The sequence below is a fragment of the Blautia luti genome (genome assembly GCF_013304735.1).
Taxonomy (GTDB): domain Bacteria; phylum Bacillota; class Clostridia; order Lachnospirales; family Lachnospiraceae; genus Blautia_A.
The window spans coordinates 83,104-109,799 of sequence record NZ_JAAITI010000010.1; the positions used below are offsets into that span (position 1 = coordinate 83,104).

Below are 26,696 nucleotides of genomic sequence, written 5' to 3' on the forward strand. Positions count from 1 at the left end.
AAGCTTTTCCGGAGTAACATTTTTTCGTTTAACCGGATAAAGGAGAGTGAAAAATGGAAGAGACAACGATTGCTGCGATTTCCACAGCCATGAGTGCATCGGGAATCGGAATCGTCAGGATCAGTGGTCCGGAGGCTTTTGAGATCGCATCCAGAGTATACCGTTCCAAAGGTGGAAAAAAATCTCTGAAAAACGTCCCAAGCCATACCATTCATTATGGATATATCTATGATAACGAAGAGATGGTAGACGAAGTGCTGGTTATGGCCATGCGCGGACCACGGACATATACGGGAGAAGACACTATAGAAATTGATTGTCACGGCGGCGTTTTGGCCATGAAAAAAGTATTGGAAACCGTGCTGAAAAACGGAGCCATTATTGCCGAACCAGGAGAATTTACCAAGCGAGCATTCCTCAATGGAAGGATCGATTTATCCCAGGCAGAAGCCGTTATGGACGTAATACAGTCCAAAAATGAGTACTCATTAAAGAATTCTGTAGGCCAATTAAAGGGATCAGTCCGAAAAACCGTACAGCAAATCAGAGAAAAATTACTGTACCATATAGCGTACATTGAATCGGCATTGGACGACCCGGAGCACTATGATCTGACAGGATATTCCGAAGAATTAGAGCAGATCGTAGCAGAAGAAAAAGAAAAAATACAGAATCTGTTAAAGACATCCGGAGACGGAAAAATTATCCAGGAAGGCATCCGGACAGTAATCCTGGGCAAGCCAAACGCAGGAAAATCCTCCCTGCTGAATCTGCTCCTGGGAGAAGACAGAGCCATCGTAACTGACATCGCAGGAACCACAAGAGATGTTCTGGAAGAGTACATCAACCTGCACGGAATCACATTAAAGATCGCCGACACAGCAGGAATCCGCCAGACCGAAGACATTGTAGAAAAAATCGGCGTATCCAAAGCCAAAGAAATGGCAGCAGACGCAGACCTGATTCTCTATGTTGTAGATTCATCCGTACCGCTGGATGAAAACGATGAAGAGATCATAAAAATTTTGCAAGAGAAAAAGACAATTGTCCTCTACAGCAAGACAGATCTTAAATCTGCTATAGATATAGAAGATTTAAAGAGCAGAATAAACCAGCCAGTGATCCCGATTTCCGCAAAAGAAGAAACAGGAATCACAGACCTGGAAGAAAAAATCAGAGAAATGTTCTTTAGTGGGGAGATAAACTTCAATGATGAAGTATATATCACCAATGAACGGCACAGACAGGAGCTTTTAAAAGCGCAGGAGAGTCTTTCTCTGGTAGAGAACAGTATAGAGAGCGGAATGCCGGAGGATTTTTATTCCATAGATCTGACAGATGCATATGAGAGTTTGGGGCGGATTCTGGGAGAATCGCTTGGGGAAGACCTTGTTAATGAAATATTCTCTAAATTTTGTATGGGCAAGTAGTTCCCACGTGGGTTGCGTGAGTACGCAGGGACTTGGCTATGCATATGCATAGGCTGCGGAAACCCGCAGAGGTACTTCACATTGGAATGTGAGAAAACCGCAAAGGGGCACAAGGCCGCGCCCCTCTGCACACCCCTGGGCCTTTTTTTACAAAGTGCAGCGATTGTAGAACACGGAAAGTTACTAACTTATACCTGTATGCTTCTGTACTGGCAATTCAACACTAAGCCGAAATGCGACAAACAGAAAGTATTACAAAAAGCAGCGAAAACCCCGCAGACGTGCACCGCACGTCGAGAATCTCGTTACAGCTACACTGCAACGATCGGCACAGCGTTCCACGCTCAATACCGAAGCATACAGAAATAAGTCAATAAAGCTACATTTACCACAATCGAAGCACTAAAAACAACATCGGCACAACGCTCCACATCCAACACCGAAGCATACAGAAACAAGCCAACACCGCTCCACATCCCCTTTGCGGTTTTTCTTAGCTTCCCAAAGCAAAAAAACTCAGCCCCTTGCCAAGGAAGAAAAACATACATTACAAAATAAACATAACAAAAACAGAAATAAAAAAGAAATAAAGGAGAAAAAGCATGAAAAATCTGGAACAGTTTTTCGACATCATAGTAGTAGGCGCCGGCCACGCAGGCTGCGAAGCCGCATTAGCAAGTGCCCGCCTGGGCCTGCAAACAGTCATGTTCACAGTCAGCGTAGACAGCATCGCCCTGATGCCCTGCAACCCCAATGTAGGCGGCAGCTCCAAAGGCCACCTTGTCCGCGAACTGGACGCCCTCGGCGGAGAAATGGGCAAAAATATAGATAAAACCTTCATCCAGTCCAAAATGCTCAACCAGTCCAAAGGCCCGGCAGTCCATTCCCTTCGTGCCCAGGCCGACAAACAGGCCTACAGCACAGAAATGCGAAAAACCCTGGAAAACACAGAGAACTTAACCATCCGCCAGGGCGAAGTAACCGAACTTCTGGTAGAAGACGGCCATATCACCGGTGTAAAAACCTTCTCAGGAGCCACTTACCACGCAAAAGCCGTAGTCCTCTGTACAGGAACTTACCTCAAAGCCCGCTGCATCTATGGTGATGTCAGCAACTACACAGGCCCTAACGGTCTCCAGGCAGCCAACTACCTCACCGATTCTCTGAAAGAACTTGGAATCGAAATGTTCCGCTTCAAAACCGGAACCCCGGCACGAATCGCCGGAAACACCATTGATTATTCCAAGATGGAAGAGCAGTTCGGAGACAAAAGAGTTGTACCGTTCTCGTTCTCCACAGATCCGGAATCCGTACAGATTGAGCAGAAATCCTGCTGGCTGACCTACACAAACGAAAAAACACACGAGATCATCCGTGCAAACCTGGACAGATCCCCTCTTTATTCCGGAATGATCGAAGGAACCGGACCACGTTACTGCCCGTCCATTGAAGATAAAGTCGTTCGTTTTGCAGACAAAAAACGCCATCAGGTATTCATCGAGCCAGAAGGACTTTACACAAATGAAATGTACATCGGCGGAATGTCCAGCTCCCTTCCGGAAGATGTTCAGTACGAAATGTACCATTCCGTACCAGGCCTGGAACATGCCAAAATCGTAAAAAATGCCTATGCCATCGAATACGACTGCATCAATCCACGCCAGCTCTATCCGACACTGGAATTCAAAAAGATCAAAGGTCTTTTCAGCGGCGGACAGTTCAACGGAAGCTCCGGATACGAGGAAGCAGCCGCTCAGGGCCTCATCGCAGGAATTAATGCGGCTATGGAGGTAAAAGGCAAAGAACAGCTGATCCTGGACCGCTCAGAGGCATATATCGGTGTTCTTATCGATGATCTGGTAACAAAAGAAAACCATGAGCCGTATCGAATGATGACAAGCCGTGCTGAGTATCGTCTGCTTCTCCGCCAGGACAACGCAGATCTCCGTCTTCGCAAAAAAGGCTGGGAAGTCGGCCTGATCGATGATGAGACTTACCATAAACTTCAGGAAAAAGAGCGCATGATCCAGGAAGAGATCGAGCGAGTTGAGCATGCAACTGTAGGCGGCTCCGCAGAAGTACAGAGCCTTCTGGAATCCCTGAACAGCACACTGCTGAAATCCGGAACCACCATTGCAGAACTGATCCGCAGACCGGAACTTAACTATAAAGTACTTGCGCCGATTGATAAAGAAAGACCGGAACTTCCGGAAGATGTATGTGAGCAGGTAGAGATCAACATCAAATACGACGGCTATATCCGCCGTCAGATGAAACAAGTAGAACAGTTCAAAAAACTGGAACAGAAAAAACTTCCGGAAGACATTGATTATGAAGATGTAGGAAGCCTCCGCATCGAAGCACGCCAGAAACTGGAAGCTTACAGACCGGTATCCATCGGCCAGGCATCCCGAATCTCCGGCGTATCCCCTGCTGATATTTCCGTACTTCTGGTATACCTGGAAAGCAAAGCCGGACATAAACATTGATAACATTCTGAACAATAAAACCACAGAAAAACAAAGAATAAGAGAGGAAACTGCATGTACAATTTAGAAATCCTTGAAAAAGGCTGCGAGGAACTTGGAATTACTCTCAATGATACGCAGAAAAACCAGTTCATCCAGTTCTACGAATACCTTGTAGAAAAAAATAAAGTCATGAACCTGACCGGTATCACAGAATTTGACGAGGTTCTCGTGAAACATTTCCTGGACAGCCTCTGCTGCGTCAAAGCCGTAGATATGAGCAAGGTAAAAACAGTCATGGATATCGGAACCGGTGCCGGCTTCCCGGGGGTTCCCCTGAAGATTGCTTTTCCGGAAGTAGAGGCCTGCCTTCTGGACTCCCTGAATAAGAGAGTAAAATTTCTGGAAGAAACCTTTGCTCTCCTTGGACTTGATGGCATCTCCGCCATCCACGGAAGAGCCGAAGAATACGCAAAAAACAAAGCCTACAGAGAAAAATACGATCTCTGCGTATCCAGAGCAGTATCCGGCCTTGCAACCCTGTCCGAATACTGTCTCCCATATGTAAAAGTCGGAGGACTTTTTGTCTCCTATAAATCCGGTTCTGTAAAAGAAGAAGCAGAAGCAGCGGAGAAAGCAGTAAAGATCCTCGGTGGAAAGATCCGCGACATTCAGTACTTCGACCTTCCAGGCTCCGAGATCAGCCGCTCCCTGGTTATCATCGAGAAGATAAAAAACACTCCAGGCAAATACCCGAGAAAAGCCGGAACACCGCTTCGGGAGCCACTGGCATAATTTTCTCCTCCTGTCGAACAAAGTCAAAATTTGTCCGACAGGAGATTTTTTTGCCCATCGGTTTCACAAAATTATCACAAAGTTATCCTACTTTTATCACAAATTACTCTTACACTATACAATGATAGAGATGCCCCTGGATTCCCCCATTCTCTGTTTCATCCAGGGGCATTTTCTATTGTAAAGATGCTTAAAGGAGGAGAGTAAAGTGATCGAAGTAAGTAATCTGGTCAAAAAGTATGGCGATCATACTGCAGTTGACCATCTTTCCTTTCAAATCGAAAAGGGGAAAATTTACGGATTCCTGGGACCCAACGGTGCAGGAAAATCAACAACAATGAACATGATCACAGGATACATTGCTTCCACAGAGGGAAAAGTAATGATCGATGGTCATGATATTCTGGAAGAACCGGAGGCAGCCAAGAAATGCATCGGCTATCTGCCGGAAATGCCGCCACTCTATTTTGACATGACTGTTCTTGAGTACATGAAATTTGCGGCTGATCTGAAAAAAATCCCAAGAAACCAGAAAGACAAACAGATAAAAGAAGTCATGGATATGGTAAAGATCACAGACATGAAAGATCGTCTGATCAAAAACCTTTCCAAAGGTTATCGCCAGAGAGTCGGCCTTGCACAGGCAATCCTGGGATATCCGGAAGTGATCATTCTGGATGAGCCGACCGTAGGACTTGACCCGAAGCAGATCATCGAGATCCGTGACCTGATCAAAAGCCTGAAACAGAAACATACAGTTATCTTAAGTTCCCATATCCTTTCCGAGGTAAGAGCCGTATGCGATTATGTTCTGATCATTTCTCACGGAAAACTGGTAGCCAGTGATACGCCGGATAATCTGGAACGTCTGGCAGCAGGTTCCAACAGTCTCCTTATGAAAATAAAAGGCGAGAAAGACACCATCCGAAAAGGCCTGGAAACCATCGAAGGCGTTACCGGTGTGGAAATGTCTTACGACAGCGATGAAGAGCTGTGGAAAACAAAGCTTTCCGTTCAGGAAAATGTGGACATCCGGGAAAAAGTCTTCTATGTCATGGCAAAAGCAAACTGCCCGATCTACGAGATGCAGGTTAAGAGAGTTTCCCTTGAGGATGTATTCCTTGAACTCACCGAAGGAGAAAAAAAGAAATCCACCGGAAACCCGGAGAAATCACAGTGGAAACCGGTAGAAGATAAATCTGAGGAACCGGAGAAAACTTCTGATGAGAAAGAGGGGGATCAGTCATGACAGCAATTTTTAAAAGAGAACTGAAAAGTTATCTGACCTCCATGGTTGGATATCTCTTCATATTTTTTGTCCTGGTGCTGACCGGAATTTATTTTTCTGCATATCAGCTCTCAGGTGGTTACTCAAAGTTTGAATATACATTAAGCGCACTGACCTTTGTGTTTCTGATCGGTGTGCCGATTCTTTCCATGCGTGTACTCGCAGAAGAACGCAAACAAAAAACCGATCAGCTTCTTCTGACAGCGCCGGTATCCGTATGGGATATCGTATTTGGAAAATACCTTGCACTGGTAGCAGTGTTTGCTATTCCGGTTGTGATCATGTGCTTTTATCCGCTGATCATGAGTAAATTCGGAACAGTAGCATATGCTTCTGCATACACCGGAATCCTGGGATTTTTCCTTCTGGGATGTGCCAATCTGGCAATCGGTGTATTTATGTCAGCACTTACAGAAAGCCAGGTAATTGCAGCAGTACTTACTTTTGTGTTCCTGTTTTCTTTTTATATGATGAATGGAATTTCTTCCTTCTTCTCACAGACTTCCATGTCAACCGCAGTAGCATTTGGACTTCTGATCGTGGCAATCGCAATTATTATTTATACCATGATCAAAAATGTTCTGATCTCTGCAGTGATCGGTGTTGTGGGAGAAATAGCCCTTGTGATCGTATACGTTATAAAATCCAGTATTTTCCAGGGCGGTATCCAGAAAGTACTGAACGTATTTAACCTGAGCGGACATTATGAAAACTTTACAAACGGTGTGTTTGACGTGACAGGAATTGTTTATTTTATTTCTGTTATTGCAATCTGCCTGTTCCTTACCATGCAGTCCATTCAGAAGAGACGCTGGAACTAGGGGGTGAATGGAAATGAAATTCAGTGAAAAATTCAAGAAAAATAAAGGCGAATCAGTTACAACAGAATCTGCACAGGATTCCGGTAAAAAGAAACATAAACCAGATCCGAAAAAACTGGTAGGTACCATCAGCAAAAAGCACATCAAAAACGGTTCCTACAGTATGGCTATGGCAGCAATCTTTATCGTGATCGTGGTTGTGATCAATATGATCGTCGGTGCAATCCCATCCAAATATTCACAGCTGGATGTAAGTTCATCCAAGCTTTACACCATCGGTGATGAAACTAAGAAAGTGCTGAAAGCGCTGGATAAAGACGTTACCATTTATCAGATTGCCCAGAGTGGTTCTGAGGATGATACGATTTCCAATCTTCTGAAACGTTATGAAGATGAGTCCAAACATATTAAAGTTGAGGTAAAAGACCCGGTTGTAAATCCGAAATTTGCATCTGAATATACAACCGATGATCTCTCTTCAAACAGCCTGATTGTAGTTTGCGGAGACAGAAACAAAGTTATCAATTACAACGACATGTATTCTACTTCTGTAGATTATAATACCTGGCAGCAGACCACAACAGGTTTTGATGGTGAGGGACAGATCACAAGTGCTATCGGATATGTAACATCGGAAGATCTTCCAATTATGTACACCTTATCCGGACATGGGGAAAAAGATCTGGACTCCAACTTTAAAGAAGATATCCAGAAAGCCAATATTGATATCAAAGAGCTGAACCTTCTTACCGAAGGAAAAGTTCCGGATGATGCGGACTGCCTGATGATCGTATCTCCGACCAGTGATATTTCCGAGGAAGAAAAAACAGAAATCCTGGATTATCTGGAGGCAGGCGGAAAGGCCATGATCTTCTCTGATTATACACAGGATGATCTGCCGAACTTCGATGCAGTTCTTGAAAATTACGGTGTAAAACGAGCTGAGGGAATTGTATTTGAGGGTGATAATCAGCATTATGGAATGCAGATGCCATATTATCTGGTACCGACTGTCAATAGTACAGACGCAAGCTCTGAGACAGCTTCAGCAGGATCTTATGTACTGGCGCCATATGCACAGGGCATCCAGAAAACAGATGATGTAAGAGATACCGTAACCATCAACAGCATTCTTACAACTTCCGATCAGGCTTATTCCAAGACCAACATGCAGAGCAGCAATATTGAGAAAGAAGATGGCGATGTAGATGGTCCGTTTGATCTTGGTGTGGCCATCACTGAGACATTAGATGATGACAAAGAAACACAGATTGTTTATTACTCCACAGCAAACCTGATGGAGAGCCAGGTAGACCAGATGGTATCCGGTGGAAATGAGAAACTTCTTCTGGAATCTTTAAGCTGGATGACCAGCACAGATGACAGCAATTCTGTTTCCATTCCATCCAAGAGCCTTCAGTCCACAAGCCTGACAGTAACCGATTATGATGCAGCTTTCTGGAAGATCTGTACTATCGGTCTGATCCCGGGAGTGTTCCTTGTTGCAGGATTTTTGATCTGGCTTAAGAGGAGAAAAGCATAATGAAAAAATCAACCAAACTTGTTTCTGCTGTTGTTGTTCTGGCAGTTCTCGGCGGTGTTTATGTAGGATTAAATACCTACGTGTCCAAAGAAGAACAGACAGAGAGCAGCAGTGAAGAGGAAAACAAAACCAAAGTGTTTTCCGTGAAAACAGAAGATATCAAGTCTCTGGAATTTATTGTGGATAAAAAGGAAACCACCTTTGAGAAAAAAGATGATTCCTGGGTAAAAAAAGATGAGACTGATTTCCCTGTAAATCAGACAACTCTGGATTCTGCAGCTTCCGCCATTGAAACGGTGGAAGCGGACAGAGTCTTGGAAAATGTAGATAATCTTACGGAATACGGACTGGATTCCCCGTCCAATACAATAACCGTTGATACCAGTGATGGTACAACGAAATTCAATATTGGAGATGAAAATACTTCCACAAATCAGTATTACATTACAAAAGATGACGATGACAGTACGGTTTATGTGGTAGCGGCATCTACCGTTACTCCGTTTATGGATTCTCTTTATGATTATGCACAGGGAGAAGATTTCCCGACGATTGATTCTTCCACAGTGAAAAAAGTGCAGGTCAGCGAAGATAAAGATTCCTACGTTCTGGAAGAAAATTCCGATGGAGCTACTTGGGATGTTTCCAGTGATGGAAGCAGTGATAAAGAAACAGCAGATACGACGGCAGCAGGAAATGTAACTTCCGGACTTGGAAATTTTGCGTTTGACCAGTTTGTAGACTACAATGCGGAAGATCTTTCCAAGTATGGCCTGGATAATCCGTATGCGACGATTACAGTGGATTATCAGGAAGAGGTGGAGGACACCAGCTCAGATTCCTCTGAAAGCGATTCTACGGCTTCTGAGAGCGATTCTAAAGATACACAAGGTGATGAGGCAGACAGTACGGATGCTTCCGACGACAGCAGCTCTTCTGAAGACACCAAGACAACTACAGTAGATAAACAGCTTGTTATCTACGTTGGTGATGAAGCCGGAGATGGCAGCAGATATGTAACTGTAGATAACAAACAGATTTATACAATGTCCACAGATACATTGAGTGCGGTTATTGATAAGACACCATCGGATCTCTGGTCCCTGATTGTGAATTATCTTTCTGTAAAAAATCTGGATCAGCTTCAGGTTACTTACGGCGGTACAACAAATACTGTAAATGTTTCACGTGAAACAACAACAGACGATGACGGTAATGATAAAGAGACAACAACCTATCAGCTGGATGGAGAGGACATAGAAAGTACAACCTTTACAACCTTCTATAACAAGCTGACAAATATGGCAGGACAGAAGAGGCTGACAGATACCTACACCCCGGCAACAGATCCGGAGATGACAGTTGTATTTACAGACTCTGACAAGAACCAGACAACCGTTACCTTCTACACATATGATACAAACTATTACGCAGCTGTCGTTGGAAACAAAGTATTCCTCGTAAACAAAATGACAGTAAAAGAAATGTTTAATGCATATGAAACTATGGTAAATGGTGAAACAAAAACAGAAGCCACAGCAACACCAACTGCTGAGGCGAAATAGAAAATAATACAAAAAAAACCTGTACAGTGGTTTCAGCCCACCGTACAGGTTTTTTTGTGTTATGTCCAACAGAAGGTTCGGGGGAGCTTCTGTCAGTTACATGTTAGTTAAGCAAGACCTCTTTCTTCCAGCCAGTCGAAGAGAACAACTTTTTCTGCTTTCTTTCTCTTGGCCATGTGATTGAATTGAAGGATTGTCAGGATCGTGAAGATCACAAACAGTACAGCCAGTACAATTACGGAAGTAGTAATACTTCTGCCACCACTGATTGTTGCACGGAATGCATCAACGGTGTAAGTGAATGGCAGGTATGCGTGAATCTTTGAAACAAATTCAGGAGAAATCTCAACCGGATAAGTACCGGCAGATCCTGCAAGCTGAACGACCATGAATACCAGCATCAGGAAGCTTCCTACTTTACCAAGTGTGATGTTAAAGAAATACATCATGGATGTAAAGGTCATTGCTGCGAGGCAGGCGAAGAGGACTGTCTTGCCCATCTCAACAGGGGTGAATCCGTTAAATGCATGTAACAGAAGGATCAGACAAATTGCCTGAAGGATTGCTACCGGATAAAGTACGGAAGCTTTGCTTGCCCACCATGCAAAACCGGATTTCAGTTTGCCTTTATACTGAGCCAGAGGATACATCAGGCAGAATGCCAGTGCACCGACCCAGAGGCCTACAGACATCATATAAGGTGCCATTGCGTGTCCGTTATTCGGAACATCGGTAAGTTTTGTTTCATCGCTCACAACTGGTGTTGCGAACATCTTGATTGTCTCGTCACTTGCTGAATTATCTTTTACAGTTTTAGCTCCATCGCTGAGGCTTGTAGTCAGTGTTTCAGAACCATCTTTTAGCTCTTTCACACCATTTCCAAGTTTCTTGGAACCATCATACAGCTGTGAAGAACCACTCTGAATCTGAGAAGCACCATCTGCCAGCTGTTTTGCACCACTGTTCAGAGTGCTGTTATTGCTTACAAGTTTTTTGGTACCAGTATAAAGAGTAGTAGTACCGCTTGCTAATGTCTTGGTGCCATTTGCAAGAGTAGTAGCACCGCTTGAAAGTGTTTTAGCTCCATTGGAAAGCTGGCTGGTACCGCTGGTAAGAGCGGAGCTGTTTGCTGCCAGTTTTGCAACACCATCTGTGTAAGTTTTGATTCCTGCTGTCAGTGTTTCAGAACCATCGGCAAGCTGACCTGCACCGGATTTCACCTGTGGAAGTGCGCTTGTGATCTGTTTTCCGGCTGCTTTCAGATTCTTAGCTCCAGAAGTAAGTTTCTTATCGTTAGCAGTTAATGTATCGAATCCTTCATTCAGTGCCTTGATTCCGGCAGCTGCCTGTGGGAAAGATGTTGTGCTTGTTTCCAGTGTCTGAAGACCTGCGGAAACCTGCTGGGTTCCGGCATTTACAGCTTTAGATCCAACATAGAGTTTATTTACTCCTGCGGAAAGCTGAGCGATCAGATCAGACGGAACTGCTGGGATCTGGCTTGCACCTGCGGCCATTTTTTCTGCACCCGCATTCATGCTGGCTGCACCCTCTGTCATGGAAGCTGCGCCTTTGGAAAGACTGTCTGCGCCAGCAGTAAGACCATTGGAGATTGCGCTCAGTCCGGTTGCTGCTTCGTTAAGCTTTGAAACAGTAGCATTCAGACTTTCCTGAGTGGAGGAGAGCTGACTGGATACACCGGATACTAACTGTGAAGCCTGTTCGGAATAGCTGTTCATATAAGAACCATCTACACCGGACATTCCACTAGCTGCATCGTTCAGTGCACCGATTACTTCGCTAAGGCTTTCAGCAGAAACTGTTCCATCTTCAGAAGCGGATGCCTGAATAGCCTGAAGTGCAGCTGCAGCATTGCTCATGCTCTGCTGTGCAGTACTTATTGTTGTGTTTGCTTCTGTAAGCTTTTCGGTAGTTGTCTGTCCATAGCCTGTGAGAAGATCATTGATCTGCTGTCCAACCTGTGAGAACTGTGCGCCTGCATTCTGTACTGCAGGAATCAGCTCGTTGGAAATGTTGGAACTGGTCTGGCTGGTAATGCCTGCTGCCTGATTGATATATCCAGCAGCGTTGTTGATTCCGTTTGCTGCATCTGTCATACCATTAGCGGCTGTTGTCATGCCATCTGCTGCATCATTCATGCCCTGTTTTGCAGAGGCAAGACCGGCAGATAAGGTTTTGATAGATTCATCAGTAGTGCTGTCTTTTAAAGAAGAAACAGTATCATTGAGGTTCTTTAATCCGGCTTCCAGCTGCTGGGTTCCGGATACAAGTGACTGAGATTTGTCACTGCCCTTTGTAACAGCCTGATTCAGCTGAGAAATACCATTGGAAACATCTCCAAGTTTTTCCAGACCGGAAAGCTGTTTTGCACCAGCTGCCAGCTGTTCTGCACCTTTTACATAAGCAGTTGTTCCATCGACAAGAGTGTCGGCACCGCTTACATACTGTGTGGTTCCACTGGAAAGGGTATTAATACCTTCGCTCAGTGCTTTTGCACCGGATTCCAGACTGCTTGCGCCACTTTTCAGTGCATCGGAATTTTCGTTAAGTTCGTCAACACCTGCGGTATACTGCTGAACACCTTTATCCAGGGTATCAACGCCTTCTGTCAGTTCCGGAACTTTTTCTGTAAGAGTGGCAACACCGCTGTTCAGCTGTTTTGCACCATCATCCAGACTTTTTGCTCCGTCGTTGACCTGTGCTACACCATCGGTGTATGTCTTAAGTCCTTCAGTAAGGCTGTCAGCGCCGCTTACAAATGTAAGAGTACTGGTGGAAAGTTTCTTCAGGTTCTTGGTAATGGTTTTATTACCATCGGCAACTGTACTTAAACCGTCTTCGATTTTTCCGGATCCGTCAGCTGCTTCCTGCATTCCGTCACCAGCTTCTGAGATAGAATCAAAAACGGTTTCGGTGTAGGTTTCAGTAACCTGTGATGCAATGTTGTCACGAAGTTTCAGGATCGCGGTTTCACTGAGCTTGGAAGCTATGTAGTTGGTTCCTGGGTTGGTCTGATAGCTCAGCTCCATCTGTTTTGGATTATCATCCATTACTGTAGAAGCATTTGCGGAGAAGTCTTCCGGAATGGTAATAACCATGTAATAGGTTCCGTTTGCCAGACCGTCCTCTGCTGTCTTACTGTCTACAATGTTGAATGCCATTGAGTCGTTGTCTTTCAGCTCATCCGCCATATCCTTGCCTATACTTAGTGTCTTGCCATTGTACTCGACGGGTTTATCTTCGTTTACCACAGCCACCGGCAGGTTATCCACGCTTCCATAAGGATCCCACATGGATTTCAGAAACAGGCCTGCATAGATGATCGGGATAACGATGATTGCGATTACAACGATAAGCATGAGCTTATTGCGAAGTAAGCTTTTCCATTCGTTTTTGATCATTTTACCTATCCCTTTCTTATTAAATTTTTTGTATTTATAGTTTGCAGCGTTCCGATTAATGATTACATTGAGACAGATTCTGAAAAAATTCTTCCTGATGTAAGGATTTTCTGGATTGCTACAGTTGATTAATCAAACTTTATTCCAGTAATGGTATCGAGTTCTATTAATCACTCTTGACTCTATTAATAGTTCTTAAATCCATTATCAAACAAAGTGTTGATTTTCTTTACGTGATGTATTATACTAAACACATACCACAGATACAACCATTAAATATTTGCGGAATGTACATTAGTAGACATATATTGAATATTTGTCTATAACACAATAAAATCTACAAGATAGACAAATAACAGCTATTTTTTACAGGAATGATTGGGGGAAATTTGAAATGGCGGAAAAAGTTGACAGAAGAGTACGAAAAACGAAAGCGCAGCTTCGTGCAGGACTGGCTCGCCTTATGCAGAAGAAGAGCATTAAAGAGATTACCGTGAAAGAACTTGTCGAGGAAGTGGATATTAACCGTTCGACGTTTTATCTTCATTATACAGATATCTATCAGATGCTTGAGTCTATTGAGGCGGAATTGATGGATGAGGTTTCTCATCTGGTAGCGGATTATCCTCTGGATCCTATTAATAATAAGGAGAGTTCTTATCCGTTTATTGAGCAGATTTTTACGATTCTGGACAATAATAAGGATATTTGTATTGCACTTCTCGGAAAGAATGGCGACATGGCGTTCGTCAGTCGGATTGAAAAGTTAATTGCAGATACAGTTCTGCATCGCCTGTCTATTCGTCTGCCGAAGGATAACCGTGACATTGAGTATGCGTATGCTTTTTGCCTGAATGGATGTGTAGGAATGATTAAAACATGGCTTTCTTCTGAAAATCAGGAATCTACACAGCATATGGCAGAACTGACACATAAGTTGATTGATAATACAACACATATGTATTTAGAACAGGCTTTGAGATAGTAGAATCTTTGATGTTTCACGTGAAACAGTAAATAAAAAAATGAAATAAGAAAATAGAGGCTATATAATTGCTATAAAATTATATAACCTCTATTTTTTTATGAAATCTTATGAATGTTTTTTAATAAATATTTTCTGGATTTACAGGAAAATAGATACCTGCTCCAGAAAATGCTCCGGATCTTCAAGGTGAGGAAGATGTCTGGTTTCGGGGATTACAGCAGTCTCAATGGAAGAATTCAACTTCTGATATTCTTCTGCAATAAGAGAACCGGAAGCTTCTTTTTCGCCGGAAATAATATAAATGCAGGCATCAGAAGATTCTACAGCATTATTAATACTGATGTTGAGATATTTTCCAATATAGCTGGAGTACAGATATTTGGCATTGGAACCGCCTTTATGAGCGGACTCATAATAAGTATCGACCAGTATATCTGTCACGTGGAACGGATTATAGAATAATTGTTCCATGAAAAGACTGCTGATAGTTTCACGTGAACATGCAATATGATAGATCAATGTTCCGAAAACAGGGAATTCGATCAGGCGTTTGAATAATTTATTATCCTCACAAGGTGCCTGCTTCAGAGAACTGAGGCTTGGCGGATTGACAAGCATAATTTTTCGGAAATAATCAGAATTATTACGATATGCCATAATTGCAAAGGATCCGGAAAAGCCGCTGGCAATAACGTCTGTTTCCTGCTGAATAACATTTTTTGCAAAATCGCAAAGTAATTGAGCATATACAAAATTGGTGTAAGTAATATCCGGCTTTTCTGATCGGCCACATCCAAGAAGGTCTAACGTGTAAACAGTATGTTCTGTCGCAAGCTGTTTTTCAACGGAACTCCATTCATATCCGGATGCTCCTGGCATCATATCGTGAACAAGAAGAAGCGGAGCCCCATGTCCCTGTTTAGTATAGTGGATTTTTCCAAAACGCCAGTTATAGGTTTTGCTATGTGGCTGTTCCAGCATGTCTTTAAGCTGTGATGTAGCATCTATAAAACGGTTGGCAATATGAATGACTCCTGCGGCTGTGCCTAATAAAGCTACAAGTGTAAATAGTTTGTGTCCATTTTTCTTCATTAAAAGCCTCCTGAAATTCGTACAAAGTGATCAGGGAAAATATACTGCTTTATGCGCTAAAACTTCACTGATCTAATGTGTTTTGTCTGAATATTTCTTTGCTTTATTATACGCTATTGAGGGGGATTTTACAATGCTTTTGTAGACTGGGAGAAGAAAGGTGAAACGTGAACAGTAACATGTGAAAAACAATAGAAAAGAAACAATTTTATGAGTTTTACAATGTATGTTTCACGTGAAACACACATTGTAAATACATGGCTGTAAATAATATTACACAGATTATACAGGATTTCCAAGAATGATATTGATTAAAGTTTTATTGAGCATAATTGTCCGATTCCAGGGATTAATAATTACTCCTTCAATAGATGGTTCCTCCAGTGCGGAATAAAAAAGTTTGTCAATATCGGCGGTAAAAGTAGACATGATCTGGTTACTGCCTTTTAATTCTTCGTCAAAGCTGGTAAAAGTAGCCCACCATTGTTTTCCGTCGCTGGTTTTTATGGCCTGAAGATTGATTATTCCATCACCTTTGGGTGGTTCTACTGCGATGATCAACTGAGCACGCTCTTTCGTTCTGCGACGAATTACAGTGAGAACGTGCGCCAGCATTTCTTCTGTAGCGTCCTGCTGGAGAGCAGCGATTGCAGTTTCGATTTTGTCATTTCCCTGAAGCGTTTTATCTAATTGGGCCTTTGCCTGATCGTGGTTAATTGGATTCATGATAGAAATATTCCTTTCAATATAGATAGATTGTTAATGGTTGTATTATAGCATTTCCGGAAATAGAGCGGCAAGATTAAGTTAAATGCAAATATGCATGCTTTTATGGATGAGGGTGTGAGGAAGGAAATGTAGAAAGAAAATATATATGTCCAATATATCGGACTTTTCTGTGAGAAAGAAAAATAAAAGAAGAGATATGACAAAACATAAAGGTTTAACGCTAAAAATAGCATAAAAGTACGATTTATAGTACTATAATAATATTAATGTACGATTTATAGTACATATATAAAAATGCACAAAAATCCCCCAATACCAATATGTGCACCTGCACACACCGAAAATGCAACAAATACTACCGTTTTTATTGCAAATACCTTATGAATAAGGACCTGAATGGGCGACGGTACAAAAAAAGTCCTTTTTATTTCTGAAATGGCACAATTAAAGGGGATTTTTTTAATACTTTATGCGGCTGTACGTCTTAAATATGCTGCTGTAATGGTGCATGTAGGTCCTGAATATAGCTATTTTGATAAAAAATCCTTTTGATGATGGATTTGAGGCTTATATATAGAGAAGAAAAGGTACTTTGAGCTGCCTGAAAGATCAGTTTGGACAAATCAGAAGAGCTTCAGATGGAGATTTTGAGACCGATAAGCTATGAATGGAGAGATACTGGCAGGCAAATGTCCTGGGGATGACTGAAAAAAATACAAATACGCCGCTTCGCGGCGTATAGCCAGAATAAAAAGATGACACAAAATGAAACTTTGCTGTCTGAAATAAGAAGATGACAAATGTTTTTCACAAGATATAAATTCAACTATATTGTGCTTGTAATGACTATAAAATAAGCATTTTTAATACTTTATAGTTTCTATATATTATATAAAAATGACAAAAACAGCAAAAATCAGACGTCTCTAAAATACGCCAAAATTCGCTGTTTCATTTTGCTATATGACAAAATACGCCGATATATTTCCTGAAACGGTACCAAAAAATCTTTCACAACATTTCGCTCTTCATCGTAATATCAATTGGTTTTACTTCTGTCCTGAAAAGAAAATAAGCGACGTTTGAGTGCCACAATGTATAAAAGCAAGTCCCCACCCACTGCTTATTGCTTTTCGCAACCCCGCAGGGGACTTCCTTGATTCGGTTAAATGGCGATAAAGCTCAGGCTATATACGCCGAAAAAAAGAGGCGTAATTGATGATAATAAAATATGAAATAATTGCATTTATAACAGGACAGGTTCTGGAGTAAGAACCGTGTATTGTAAGAGCAGTTTAAGAGCCCTGAAGTTTGGGTATACTACACAATAAATAAAATAATTCAAAACCCATTTTCTATTGTTTCACGTGAAACATTATGTGGCGGTTTAAAAATAAAAGTGTTATAATGGTATCCAATGAGTAAAAATCCCTTAAAAAATACAAAAAAGGAGGGGTAAAATGGGACGAATCATTGCAGTTGCCAATCAGAAAGGCGGGGTTGGAAAATCAACAACGGCAATTAATTTATCGGCCTGCCTTGCTGAAAAAGGGAAAAAGGTTCTTGCCATTGACATAGATCCGCAGGGAAATACCACAAGTGGACTTGGCGTGGACAAGAATGCAGTAGAAAATACCCTTTACGAGCTGCTGCTTGGAGAAGCAGAGACAAAAGATACCATTATAAAAAACGTAGTAGATAATGTTGACCTGATACCATCGAATATGAATCTTTCCGGTGCTGAGATTGAGCTGGTAGATCTTGAGGATAAGGAATATATCCTGAAAAAGATTACTGACAAGCTGCGTCGGAAATATGATTACATAATCATGGATTGTCCGCCGTCACTGAGCATGCTGACAATCAATGCCCTGACGGCGGCAACTTCTGTTCTGGTACCGATTCAGTGTGAGTATTACGCACTGGAAGGTCTGTCACAGCTGATACATACCATCGAACTGGTGAGAGACAGATTGAATAAACGTCTGAAAATCGAAGGCGTGGTCTTCACCATGTATGATGCCAGAACAAATCTGTCACTCCAGGTTGTAGAGAATGTAAAAGAAAACCTGGATCAGAATATATACAAAACGATCATTCCGAGAAATGTACGACTTGCAGAGGCTCCAAGCTATGGAAAACCAATTAACCTGTACGATTCAAGATCTACAGGAGCAGAAAGCTACCGTCTTCTGGCAGAAGAAGTTATCAGCAGGGAGGGCGAATAATGGCTGCAAGAAAAACAGGAGGCCTTGGAAGAGGTCTGGATGCACTGATTCCTAATAAAGCCGGCGGACCGTCAAAGGAAACCGCAAAAAGGACAAGATCCACAGTTAAGAAAGAAAAAACAGAAGCACAGGAAAAACCTGCGGCAGAACGTCTTGTAAAAATTTCCAGTGTGGAGCCGAATCTGAATCAGCCGAGAAGGCATTTTGATGAGGACGCACTGATGGAGCTTTCTGAATCCATCAAGCAGTATGGAGTTCTTCAGCCACTGCTGGTATCAGATAAGAAGGATTATTTTGAGATCATAGCAGGGGAACGTCGCTGGAGAGCAGCCAAGATGGCTGGACTTAAGGAAGTTCCGGTTGTGGTAAAGGAGTTTACAGATCAGGAGATTGTGGAAATTTCTCTGATTGAGAATATTCAGCGGGAAGATCTGAACCCTATCGAGGAAGCGATGGCTTATAAGCGTCTGATGGAAGAGTTTCACCTGAAACAGGATGAAATCGCAGACAGAGTTGCCAAAAGCAGAACCGCGGTAACCAATTCCATGCGTCTTCTGAAGCTTACTTCAAAAGTCCAGGAAATGGTAATTGCAGATATGATTTCTGCAGGTCATGCAAGAGCACTTCTGGGAATTTCCGATGAAACCTTTCAGGAAAATACAGCCATGAAGGTTTTTGATGAGAAACTCAGTGTCCGTGAGACAGAGAAACTTGTAAAAAATCTGGTTTCCCCGACTAAAAAAGAGAAAACAGAGAGAAATACCGCAGAAGATGCCATTTATGAAAGCCTGGAAGAAAAAATGAAAGGCATCATGGGAACAAAGGTATCCATTCAGCGAAAGAAAAACAACAAAGGTAAAATTGAAATTGAATATTATTCCAGGGATGAACTGGAGAGGATCATTGATCTGTTCGAATCTATCAGATAGGAGGCAGAATGAGCGGAATTTTTGAAAGCATAGGAATTGATTCCGGGATTGTGATCATTATTTTGCTGATCCTTACCATCATTCTTCTGATTAATGTGGTGAGCAGCAATATGCGTCTGAGCCGTCTGGAACGGAAATATAAGCTGTTTATGAGAGGCGGAGATGCACAGTCACTGGAAAAAGTTTTTGTAAGAAAATTTGCACAGATCGACCGGCTGTATGAGGCAAAGGAAGATCATGATCATGACATCAGCTTTATCAAAAAAAATCTGAATGTAATGTTCAGCAAATATGGTGTTGAGAAGTATGATGCTTTTGATGATGTAGGTGGAAAACTTAGTTTTGCGCTGGCACTTCTTGATAAGAATAACACAGGTCTGATCCTGAATGCGGTTCACAGCCGTGACAACTGTTTTCTTTATTTAAAGGAGATTGTAAAAGGTGAATCCTATGTTGTCCTCAGCCAGGAAGAAGTGGAAGCTTTGAGAAAAGCCGTAAACTTCGGACTTGGTGAGATCGAGAAAGAATAAAAATTACAAAAATAAGAATATTTTTAATACAGGAGGAATATCATGTTAGACATTAAGTTTGTGAGAGAGAATCCGGAGGTTGTAAAACAGAATATCCGCAATAAGTTCCAGGACAGCAAACTGGAGCTGGTTGACAAGGTTCTCGAACTTGATAAAGAAAACAGAGAGATTAAGCAGGAGGTTGAGGCTCTCCGTGCTGAGAGAAACAAGATCTCCAAACAGATCGGTGCTCTTATGGGCCAGGGAAAAAGAGAAGAGGCAGAAGAGGTTAAAAAGCAGGTTGCTGCATCCGGAACCCGTATTGAGGAACTTTCCCAGAGAGAGAAAGAGGTTGAGGAAGAGCTTCTGAAAGACATGATGGTAATCCCGAACATCATCGATCCGTCTGTACCGATCGGTAAAGATGACAGCCAGAACGTAGAGATCGAGAAATTCGGTGAGCCGGTTGTTCCGGATTTCGAAGTTCCGTATCATACAGATATTATGGAGAGCTTTGACGGAATCGACCTTGACAGCGCAAGACGTGTTGCAGGTAACGGATTCTATTATCTGATGGGAGACATCGCACGTCTTCATTCCGCAGTAATTTCCTACGCAAGAGATTTCATGATCAACCGTGGATTTACTTACTGTGTACCGCCTTTCATGATCAGAAGCAACGTTGTTACAGGCGTTATGAGTTTCGCTGAGATGGACGCTATGATGTACAAAATCGAGGGTGAGGATCTTTACCTGATCGGTACAAGTGAGCATTCCATGATCGGTAAATTCATCGACCAGATCATTCCGGAGGAAGAGCTTCCGAAGACACTTACAAGCTATTCTCCATGCTTCCGTAAAGAGAAAGGTGCTCACGGACTTGAGGAGAGAGGTGTTTACCGTATCCATCAGTTCGAGAAACAGGAGATGATCGTTGTCTGCAAACCAGAAGAGAGCAAAATGTGGTTCGACAAACTGTGGCAGAACACCGTAGATCTGTTCCGTTCTCTTGATATTCCGGTTCGTACACTTGAGTGCTGCTCCGGTGACCTTGCTGACCTTAAAGTAAAATCCCTCGATGTTGAGGCATGGTCCCCACGTCAGAAGAAATACTTCGAGGTAGGAAGCTGTTCCAACCTTGGCGATGCACAGGCACGTCGTCTGAAGATCCGTGTAAACGGAAAAGATGGTAAGAAATATCTTGCACATACATTAAATAACACAGTAGTAGCACCTCCGAGAATGCTCATCGCTTTCCTGGAGAATAACCTGAATGCAGACGGTTCTGTAAGCATTCCAAAAGCTCTGCAGCCATACATGGGCGGTATGACAAAGATTGAGAAAAAGACACGCGCGTAAGAGAAACGCAGGCTTTTTCAGGGAGGTGTTCTTGTGCATAGTTATTTAAAGGCCGTTGGCTTTTCACAGGTTACCAGAAGAAGTGAAGTAAAAGAAATCATCCGTGATGTGATCGTAAACTACGATGAAAAAGTTTGCGTGGAAAATCATCCGGAAGGCGTATTTGTACAGTTTTCCAAGAATTACGGCTGCGACTGTGGAATCAGCGTTTGTGGTCCGTACGATGAAAACGGTGAGTTTCACGTGGAATATTATTTTCCGTTTTTCAGAGGAACAGGAATCACATCCAGGGAAAAAGTAACTGTTGAACGTCATACAGAGAAAGAATCTTATGCAGGTGCATGTGATGATCTTCGCATTGGTGTGACGATGATCTTTTATCTGCAGAACCCGGCAGAATATATGCAGGAAAAATGCAGAGGCCTGAAAGATCCCGGAAACAGACCTGTAACAGTTTCCGGTCTTGCTTCAGAAGGAAAGATCCTTTTTCCGGTGCAGAAAGATAAAGAGGCTGTAAAGGTGGAACGTGAGCTTGCCAAAAACAGAACAAATCTTATCGAGGCTGCAAGAAATGGTGATGAGGAAGCAATGGAAAGCCTCACAATGGAAGACATGGATACGTATTCCATGATCTCCCAGAGGATTGTTACTGACGATATTTTAACCATTGTGGATTCCTATTTCATGCCATATGGAATTGAGTGTGACCAGTACAATGTACTTGGCGAGATTCTGGATATTATGAAATTTAAGAATATTCTGACTGGCGAAGAAATCTGCCAGATGACTATTGAGAGCAACGATATGCAGTTTGATGTCTGCATTAACAGCAAAGATCTTCTCGGTGAGCCTGCAGTTGGCCGCCGCTTCAAGGGAACGATCTGGCTGCAGGGACAGCTGCATTACTAAGTTTCCGGACCTGGAATTAATTCTTGTAATTTCAAAATAAATATAGTAAAATAATGGTTGTGAAACTTCTGGAAGCATCCGAAATGTTTCACAACCATATATGTCCTCGTAGCTCAGCTGGATAGAGCACTCGCCTCCTAAGCGGTGACCAGAGTTATCGCCTCGGCGTATAACAGAAAAATGAATTTGAGTTCGATTCTGTTATGTGATGTCACAATTAAGAGGATATGCGTTTTTGGAAAAGGCGATAGCTTCATACCAAAAAATTTCATCATATAAGATTGATTCAGCTGACGTAAGTCAGTTTTAAATCATAAAATCCAATGCCGTTGAAATGGCTGAAAACCTTGATTTTAAGCCAAAAATCCGGTATTAGTCCTGTTAGTTTAATGGATAGAACAAGTGCCTCCTAAGAGAAAGCCGAGGCATTCCCCAAAGGGAAAAAATGAAAAACAACTTTCAGTTCGAATCTATTCTGAAAAATGCTAATGGTGACAACAAAGCATTCCCCAAATTGGGGAACGTTCTAATGTTACCAAATCAAAAAAATCTGTAGATTGACAACTCGAAAAAGAGTTGATAATCTTATATATGGCCGAAGGGAAAAATCCCAGAAACCCAGTAAAATCAAGGGTTTGCGGCATGTGTCGTCATAGCTCAGCTGGATAGAGCACTCGCCTCCTAAGCGAGGGGTCGGAGGTTCAAATCCTCTTGGCGACGGGCTTCAAAGCGTTCGAAAATGTTAGCTGGATTAGCTGACAGCGAACGCTTTTGTTATTTTCTAATCACGTTCGTGACACAAAATTCCATTCAAAATGATCAATTTCCAGCTAACGCAATCCGATTTTTGTTAGCTGACAGCTAATCAAAATTACCGGTTTGCAAACATGGGTTTTAAGAAGTCCAGCTAACATTTGGGTTCCGCTCCGTTGTCACCCCTTATTCGGGGATGTAAATCAGAGAAAAGGCGGGAAAAGAAACAATCTTTCCAAAACCTGCAAACATGAATTAGCTGAAACAGTATTCAATTCTATTAGCTGTAGCTAATGGTCAAACAGCAATGTCTGTTTGGAACTTTACTATCTATAAAAGTTCCAGGCAGGCATTTTTTATTTCCTGAATCCTGGAGGAAAGGAGTCAAGATGACTGAGCCAAACAGACAATCAGGAGAAAACGAAGAAAGAATCATAGAAATTGAGATTGAGCGTCTTCGTCCGTTCAAAGAGCACCCGTTTCAGGTAAAAGATGATAAGGAAATGTTTCTTTTGCAGGAAAGCATTGAGAAGTATGGAATTTTAAATCCGCTGATCGTCAGACCAGTACCGGATGGATACTATGAGATCATATCCGGTCACAGAAGAAAACATGCTGCGGAGAAACTGGGATACCGTAAAGTACCGGTAATCATCCGGGTATTAAGTGAAGATGATTCCATCTTGAGCATGGTAGATTCCAATCTTCACAGAGAACGGATCAGCTACAGTGAAAAAGCTTTTGCTTACAAACTGAAGAATGACGTATTAAAAAGAAAAAGTGGTCGAAAAAAGAGCCAAGTTGACCACAAAACACCAAGAAAGCGGGCAATAGAAATCATCAGTGAAGATTGTGGTGATAGCCCAAAACAAGTGCAGCGTTATATTTCACTGACAAAACTGATACCGGAAATGTTGCAGAAACTGGATGATGAGATTATTTCTTTTTGTCCGGCTGTAGAGATAGCTGCATTAAGTGAAAAAGAACAAAGAGAACTGCTTGTAGCAATGGAGTATGCACAGGCAATCCCATCACTCTCACAGGCCCAGAGGATCCGGCAACTGAGTAAAGAAAAACAGTTGTCACTGGAAAAGATGGAAGAGATCATGTGTGAAGTGAAAAAGGGTGAGATCACAAGAGTGGCATTCACAAACGAGCAGTTGCACAAGTATTTTCCAAATTCTTATACACCGGCAATGATGAAACGGGAAATACTGGCACTGTTGAAATTATGGAAAAAAGAATCATGGGAAAGTTAAAGGAGGAAGAAATCATGTGTAAAGTTATATCCGTAGTAAACCAGAAAGGTGGCGTCGGAAAGACCACCACAACCGTAAATGTAGGCATTGGACTGGCAAGAGAAGGTAAGAAAGTGTTGTTGATCGACGCGGATCCACAGGGAAGTTTAACCGCAAGTCTTGGATATGAGGAACCGGATGATCTTCGCATCACATTGGCAACGATCATGATGGATGTCATCAACGAAGAAGAAATCTCTCTGGAAGATGGGATTTTACATCACCAGGAAAATGTAGATCTTCTCCCGGCAAATATTGAGCTTTCCGCACTGGAAGTAACGATGGGAAATGTTATGAGCAGAGAAATGATCATGAAAGAATATATCGATGCGATACGATGCCGATACGATTATATCCTGATCGACTGTATGCCGAGCCTTGGTATGATGACAATCAATGCACTGGTCTCTTCCGATTCTGTGTTGATACCTGTGCAAGCCGCATATCTGCCGGTGAAAGGACTTCAGCAGCTGATCAAGACCATTCTTACAGTAAAGAAAAGACTGAACCGGAAACTGGCGATTGAGGGCATTCTCCTGACCATGGTAGATTTCAGAACCAATTACGCAAGGGATATTGCATCGAGAGTACATACAACCTACGGAAGTCAGATCGAGGTATTTGAAAATGTGATCCCGATGTCTGTAAAAGCTGCTGAGACCAGTGCAGAGGGAAAAAGCATCTACATGCACTGCCCGAAAGGAAAAGTTGCCGAAGCATATAAGAACTTAACACAGGAGGTTTTGAAAAATGAAAAATAGAAGTGGCGAAAAGATTAAATTGGCAAGCATTGATGAACTGCTGGGTGTGGTAAATGAAGAATCTGCAATGGAGATAGAAATCAGTAAGATCCATCCGTTTAAAAATCATCCGTTCAAGGTGCTGGATGATGAAAAGATGCAGGATCTGGTTGAAAGTGTAAGGATCAATGGAGTACTGACACCGGTACTGCTTCGAATGGATGATAATGAAGAATATGAAATGGTATCCGGTCATAGAAGAATGCATGCAGCACAGCTTGCAGGACTTACGACTATTCCGGCAATCGTAAGAGAATTATCGGATGATGATGCCGTGATTGCGATGGTGGACGCTAACATTCAGCGAGAGGAACTGTTGCCCAGTGAGAAAGCCTTTGCTTATAAGATGAAACTTGATGCAATGAAAAGACAGGGGAGTCGGACAGATTTAACTTTGTGCCAAAGTGGCACGAAGTCGAGAACAGATCAGTTATTAGGAGAACAGGTTGGAGAAAGTGCACGAAGTGTTCAGCGGTATATCCGACTGACAGAATTAATTCCGGAACTTCTTGATCTGGTAGATAACAAAAAGCTTCAATTCACGGTTGCTGTCGATATCTCCTATATCGACAAGGAAGTACAGGAATGGATTTACGAATATATCAGCGACACCGGATTTATCAAGCCAAAACAGATTGCAGCACTCAGAAATCAGCTGAATGATGGACCAATCAATCAGATCCAGATGTTATCAATTTTCAATAACTGTGTGATGGCAAAGAAAGTATCCCGGTCTCTTACTTTCTCAGAAAAGAAACTGACAAAGTACTTTCCGGATGATTATACAGCCAAAGATATGGAGCAGGTGATTGAATCATTATTAGAAAAATGGATGCAGGAACAGTCCTGTTAAGGATAGAAAAAGCTAAGAAAACAAAGTCAAAGAAGTTTAAAAAGAGGACTTCTTAGCAGAAAATGAAAGGAGGAAATTATGGAGAAAAAAATGACATTTAATTATTTTTACGGTACTGAAGCTGATCAGTTCAGCTTCTACCGCATACCAAAAGCATTATTTACAGACAGTTACTTTAAAGATTTATCAAGCGATGCTAAAATTTTATATGGACTGATGTTGGATCGAATGTCTCTTTCCATCAAGAATCAGTGGTTTGACGACAAAAATAGAGCATATATCTACTTTTCCATCGAAGATATCATGGAATTACTGAACTGTGGCAGAAATAAAGCCATCAAATCCATGAGAGAACTGGATGACGAAACAGGGATTGGCCTGATTGAGAAACGCAGACAGGGATTTGGAAAGGTAAACGTCATCTACGTGAAAACCTTTATGCCTGAGAAAACAGATGAGAAAAAATTTGAAGAGGAATTAAAGAAGTTTAAAAAACAAACTTCTGTGGAAAATGAGGAACCCGCAGAAGTTTACAATTCAAACTTCATGAAGTCCCAAAATCAAACTTCTAGAAGTCCCGAAAACAAACTTCAAGAAGTTTACATTTCAAACCCTAATAATACTAATCTTAGTGATACTGAAATGAATGATAATAAATCTAATCATATCTGTGGATGAGAAAAGATTTGATAGCGATAATCGCTCTGAGGATTATCAGGCTTATGAAAACCTTGTCAAAGAGACCATTGATTATGAATCACTGGAAGTAACCCATCGTGACGATATGCGGCAGGTAGATGAAATCGTGAACCTGATTGTAGAGACTGTGATGTGTAAAAATGACAAGATCTTGATTGCCAGCAACTGGTATCCGGCATCACTGGTGAAGAAAAAATTTCTGATGCTGACCTATTCACATA

Annotated in this window: 20 protein-coding genes, 1 tRNA gene and 1 pseudogene; 19 read left to right on the top strand and 3 right to left on the bottom strand. The window is 42.1% G+C overall.

The annotated features are described in order from the left end of the window. Positions 1-53 precede the first annotated feature (53 nt). From mnmE to G5B06_RS07765, 7 genes are all read left to right on the top strand, one after another. Complete coding sequence (mnmE, locus tag G5B06_RS07735; RefSeq protein WP_173771678.1) at positions 54-1,430, top strand: tRNA uridine-5-carboxymethylaminomethyl(34) synthesis GTPase MnmE; 1,377 nt, start codon at positions 54-56, stop codon at positions 1,428-1,430. Between the two features lie 602 nt (positions 1,431-2,032). Further along, a complete protein-coding gene (mnmG, locus tag G5B06_RS07740) occupies positions 2,033-3,919 on the top strand; it encodes a tRNA uridine-5-carboxymethylaminomethyl(34) synthesis enzyme MnmG (RefSeq protein WP_173771680.1) in 1,887 nt (628 codons plus the stop codon). Positions 3,920-3,973: 54 nt separating this feature from the next. Then, the gene (gene rsmG, locus G5B06_RS07745; protein WP_173762160.1) at positions 3,974-4,693 is read left to right on the top strand and encodes a 16S rRNA (guanine(527)-N(7))-methyltransferase RsmG; all 720 of its coding nucleotides are present in this window, start codon (positions 3,974-3,976) and stop codon (positions 4,691-4,693) included. A gap of 208 nt (positions 4,694-4,901) precedes the next feature. Then, entirely contained in the window at positions 4,902-5,942 is a 1,041-nt protein-coding gene (locus G5B06_RS07750; RefSeq protein WP_148445700.1) for an ABC transporter ATP-binding protein, read from the top strand. After that, a complete protein-coding gene (locus G5B06_RS07755; protein ID WP_148445698.1) occupies positions 5,939-6,802 on the top strand; it encodes an ABC transporter permease subunit in 864 nt (287 codons plus the stop codon). The genes G5B06_RS07750 and G5B06_RS07755 overlap by 4 nt, the downstream gene beginning before the upstream one ends. A gap of 13 nt (positions 6,803-6,815) precedes the next feature. Continuing rightward, positions 6,816-8,345, top strand: coding sequence for a GldG family protein (locus G5B06_RS07760; RefSeq protein WP_173762159.1), 1,530 nt, complete (start codon positions 6,816-6,818; stop codon positions 8,343-8,345). After that, entirely contained in the window at positions 8,345-9,910 is a 1,566-nt protein-coding gene (locus G5B06_RS07765; protein ID WP_173762158.1) for a DUF4340 domain-containing protein, read from the top strand. The genes G5B06_RS07760 and G5B06_RS07765 overlap by 1 nt, the downstream gene beginning before the upstream one ends. Before the next feature lie 107 nt (positions 9,911-10,017). On the opposite strand, the gene G5B06_RS07770 is transcribed toward G5B06_RS07765, so the two are convergent. Further along, on the bottom strand, positions 10,018-13,329 hold the full coding sequence (locus G5B06_RS07770; protein WP_173771682.1) for a YhgE/Pip domain-containing protein: 3,312 nt from the start codon (positions 13,327-13,329) through the stop codon (positions 10,018-10,020). A gap of 394 nt (positions 13,330-13,723) precedes the next feature. On the opposite strand from G5B06_RS07770, the gene G5B06_RS07775 reads away from it, so the two are divergent. Next, a complete protein-coding gene (locus tag G5B06_RS07775; RefSeq protein ID WP_148445690.1) occupies positions 13,724-14,314 on the top strand; it encodes a TetR-like C-terminal domain-containing protein in 591 nt (196 codons plus the stop codon). 141 nt (positions 14,315-14,455) lie between these two features. On the opposite strand, the gene G5B06_RS07780 is transcribed toward G5B06_RS07775, so the two are convergent. Next, a complete protein-coding gene (locus G5B06_RS07780; RefSeq protein WP_173762156.1) occupies positions 14,456-15,409 on the bottom strand; it encodes an alpha/beta fold hydrolase in 954 nt (317 codons plus the stop codon). A 282-nt stretch (positions 15,410-15,691) separates the two neighbouring features. Next, on the bottom strand, positions 15,692-16,135 hold the full coding sequence (locus tag G5B06_RS07785; protein ID WP_148445686.1) for an SseB family protein: 444 nt from the start codon (positions 16,133-16,135) through the stop codon (positions 15,692-15,694). Between the two features lie 399 nt (positions 16,136-16,534). Between G5B06_RS07785 and G5B06_RS07790 the strand changes: the two genes are divergently transcribed. The 11 genes and pseudogenes from G5B06_RS07790 to G5B06_RS07840 form a co-directional block, all read left to right on the top strand. Continuing rightward, positions 16,535-16,690: a hypothetical protein gene (locus tag G5B06_RS07790; RefSeq protein WP_173762155.1), complete on the top strand. Its 156-nt coding sequence runs from the start codon at positions 16,535-16,537 to the stop codon at positions 16,688-16,690. Positions 16,691-17,598: 908 nt separating this feature from the next. After that, positions 17,599-18,366: a ParA family protein gene (locus G5B06_RS07795; RefSeq protein ID WP_118071877.1), complete on the top strand. Its 768-nt coding sequence runs from the start codon at positions 17,599-17,601 to the stop codon at positions 18,364-18,366. Beyond that, the gene (locus G5B06_RS07800) at positions 18,366-19,295 is read left to right on the top strand and encodes a ParB/RepB/Spo0J family partition protein (protein ID WP_173762154.1); all 930 of its coding nucleotides are present in this window, start codon (positions 18,366-18,368) and stop codon (positions 19,293-19,295) included. Before G5B06_RS07795 ends, G5B06_RS07800 begins: the two co-directional genes overlap by 1 nt. Positions 19,296-19,303: 8 nt before the next feature. Further along, the gene (locus tag G5B06_RS07805; protein WP_118170150.1) at positions 19,304-19,825 is read left to right on the top strand and encodes a DUF4446 family protein; all 522 of its coding nucleotides are present in this window, start codon (positions 19,304-19,306) and stop codon (positions 19,823-19,825) included. 42 nt (positions 19,826-19,867) lie between these two features. After that, the gene (serS, locus tag G5B06_RS07810; RefSeq protein ID WP_021976386.1) at positions 19,868-21,163 is read left to right on the top strand and encodes a serine--tRNA ligase; all 1,296 of its coding nucleotides are present in this window, start codon (positions 19,868-19,870) and stop codon (positions 21,161-21,163) included. Positions 21,164-21,196: 33 nt separating this feature from the next. Then, entirely contained in the window at positions 21,197-22,072 is an 876-nt protein-coding gene (locus G5B06_RS07815) for a DUF3881 family protein (protein WP_173762153.1), read from the top strand. Positions 22,073-22,718: 646 nt separating this feature from the next. After that, positions 22,719-22,792: transfer RNA gene (locus G5B06_RS07820), tRNA-Arg, on the top strand. A gap of 326 nt (positions 22,793-23,118) precedes the next feature. Further along, positions 23,119-24,084, top strand: a complete 966-nt coding sequence (locus G5B06_RS07825; protein WP_055160129.1) for a ParB/RepB/Spo0J family partition protein — start codon at positions 23,119-23,121, stop codon at positions 24,082-24,084. Positions 24,085-24,098: 14 nt separating this feature from the next. Next, positions 24,099-24,884 carry a ParA family protein gene (locus G5B06_RS07830; RefSeq protein ID WP_055148854.1) on the top strand — a complete coding sequence of 262 codons (786 nt, stop codon included), beginning with the start codon at positions 24,099-24,101 and terminating at the stop codon, positions 24,882-24,884. Beyond that, entirely contained in the window at positions 24,874-25,776 is a 903-nt protein-coding gene (locus tag G5B06_RS07835) for a ParB/RepB/Spo0J family partition protein (protein ID WP_101872287.1), read from the top strand. Before G5B06_RS07830 ends, G5B06_RS07835 begins: the two co-directional genes overlap by 11 nt. Before the next feature lie 78 nt (positions 25,777-25,854). Then, positions 25,855-26,696 (top strand): annotated as a pseudogene (locus G5B06_RS07840) (replication initiator protein A); the annotation flags it as partial.

What these genes read in the sequence shown, in the direction of transcription:
- G5B06_RS07805 (WP_118170150.1), top strand. Translation starts at nt 19,304, where the DNA reads ATGAGCGGAATTTTTGAAAGCATAGGAATTGATTCCGGGATTGTGATC.
- G5B06_RS07790 (WP_173762155.1), top strand. Translation starts at nt 16,535, where the DNA reads ATGGGCGACGGTACAAAAAAAGTCCTTTTTATTTCTGAAATGGCACAA.
- G5B06_RS07785 (WP_148445686.1), bottom strand. Translation starts at nt 16,135, where the DNA reads ATGAATCCAATTAACCACGATCAGGCAAAGGCCCAATTAGATAAAACG.
- G5B06_RS07765 (WP_173762158.1), top strand. Translation starts at nt 8,345, where the DNA reads ATGAAAAAATCAACCAAACTTGTTTCTGCTGTTGTTGTTCTGGCAGTT.
- G5B06_RS07755 (WP_148445698.1), top strand. Translation starts at nt 5,939, where the DNA reads ATGACAGCAATTTTTAAAAGAGAACTGAAAAGTTATCTGACCTCCATG.
- serS (WP_021976386.1), top strand. Translation starts at nt 19,868, where the DNA reads ATGTTAGACATTAAGTTTGTGAGAGAGAATCCGGAGGTTGTAAAACAG.
- G5B06_RS07780 (WP_173762156.1), bottom strand. Translation starts at nt 15,409, where the DNA reads ATGAAGAAAAATGGACACAAACTATTTACACTTGTAGCTTTATTAGGC.
- G5B06_RS07825 (WP_055160129.1), top strand. Translation starts at nt 23,119, where the DNA reads ATGGTCAAACAGCAATGTCTGTTTGGAACTTTACTATCTATAAAAGTT.
- G5B06_RS07800 (WP_173762154.1), top strand. Translation starts at nt 18,366, where the DNA reads ATGGCTGCAAGAAAAACAGGAGGCCTTGGAAGAGGTCTGGATGCACTG.
- G5B06_RS07830 (WP_055148854.1), top strand. Translation starts at nt 24,099, where the DNA reads ATGTGTAAAGTTATATCCGTAGTAAACCAGAAAGGTGGCGTCGGAAAG.
- G5B06_RS07835 (WP_101872287.1), top strand. Translation starts at nt 24,874, where the DNA reads ATGAAAAATAGAAGTGGCGAAAAGATTAAATTGGCAAGCATTGATGAA.
- G5B06_RS07775 (WP_148445690.1), top strand. Translation starts at nt 13,724, where the DNA reads ATGGCGGAAAAAGTTGACAGAAGAGTACGAAAAACGAAAGCGCAGCTT.
- G5B06_RS07770 (WP_173771682.1), bottom strand. Translation starts at nt 13,329, where the DNA reads ATGATCAAAAACGAATGGAAAAGCTTACTTCGCAATAAGCTCATGCTT.
- mnmE (WP_173771678.1), top strand. Translation starts at nt 54, where the DNA reads ATGGAAGAGACAACGATTGCTGCGATTTCCACAGCCATGAGTGCATCG.
- rsmG (WP_173762160.1), top strand. Translation starts at nt 3,974, where the DNA reads ATGTACAATTTAGAAATCCTTGAAAAAGGCTGCGAGGAACTTGGAATT.
- G5B06_RS07795 (WP_118071877.1), top strand. Translation starts at nt 17,599, where the DNA reads ATGGGACGAATCATTGCAGTTGCCAATCAGAAAGGCGGGGTTGGAAAA.
- G5B06_RS07760 (WP_173762159.1), top strand. Translation starts at nt 6,816, where the DNA reads ATGAAATTCAGTGAAAAATTCAAGAAAAATAAAGGCGAATCAGTTACA.
- mnmG (WP_173771680.1), top strand. Translation starts at nt 2,033, where the DNA reads ATGAAAAATCTGGAACAGTTTTTCGACATCATAGTAGTAGGCGCCGGC.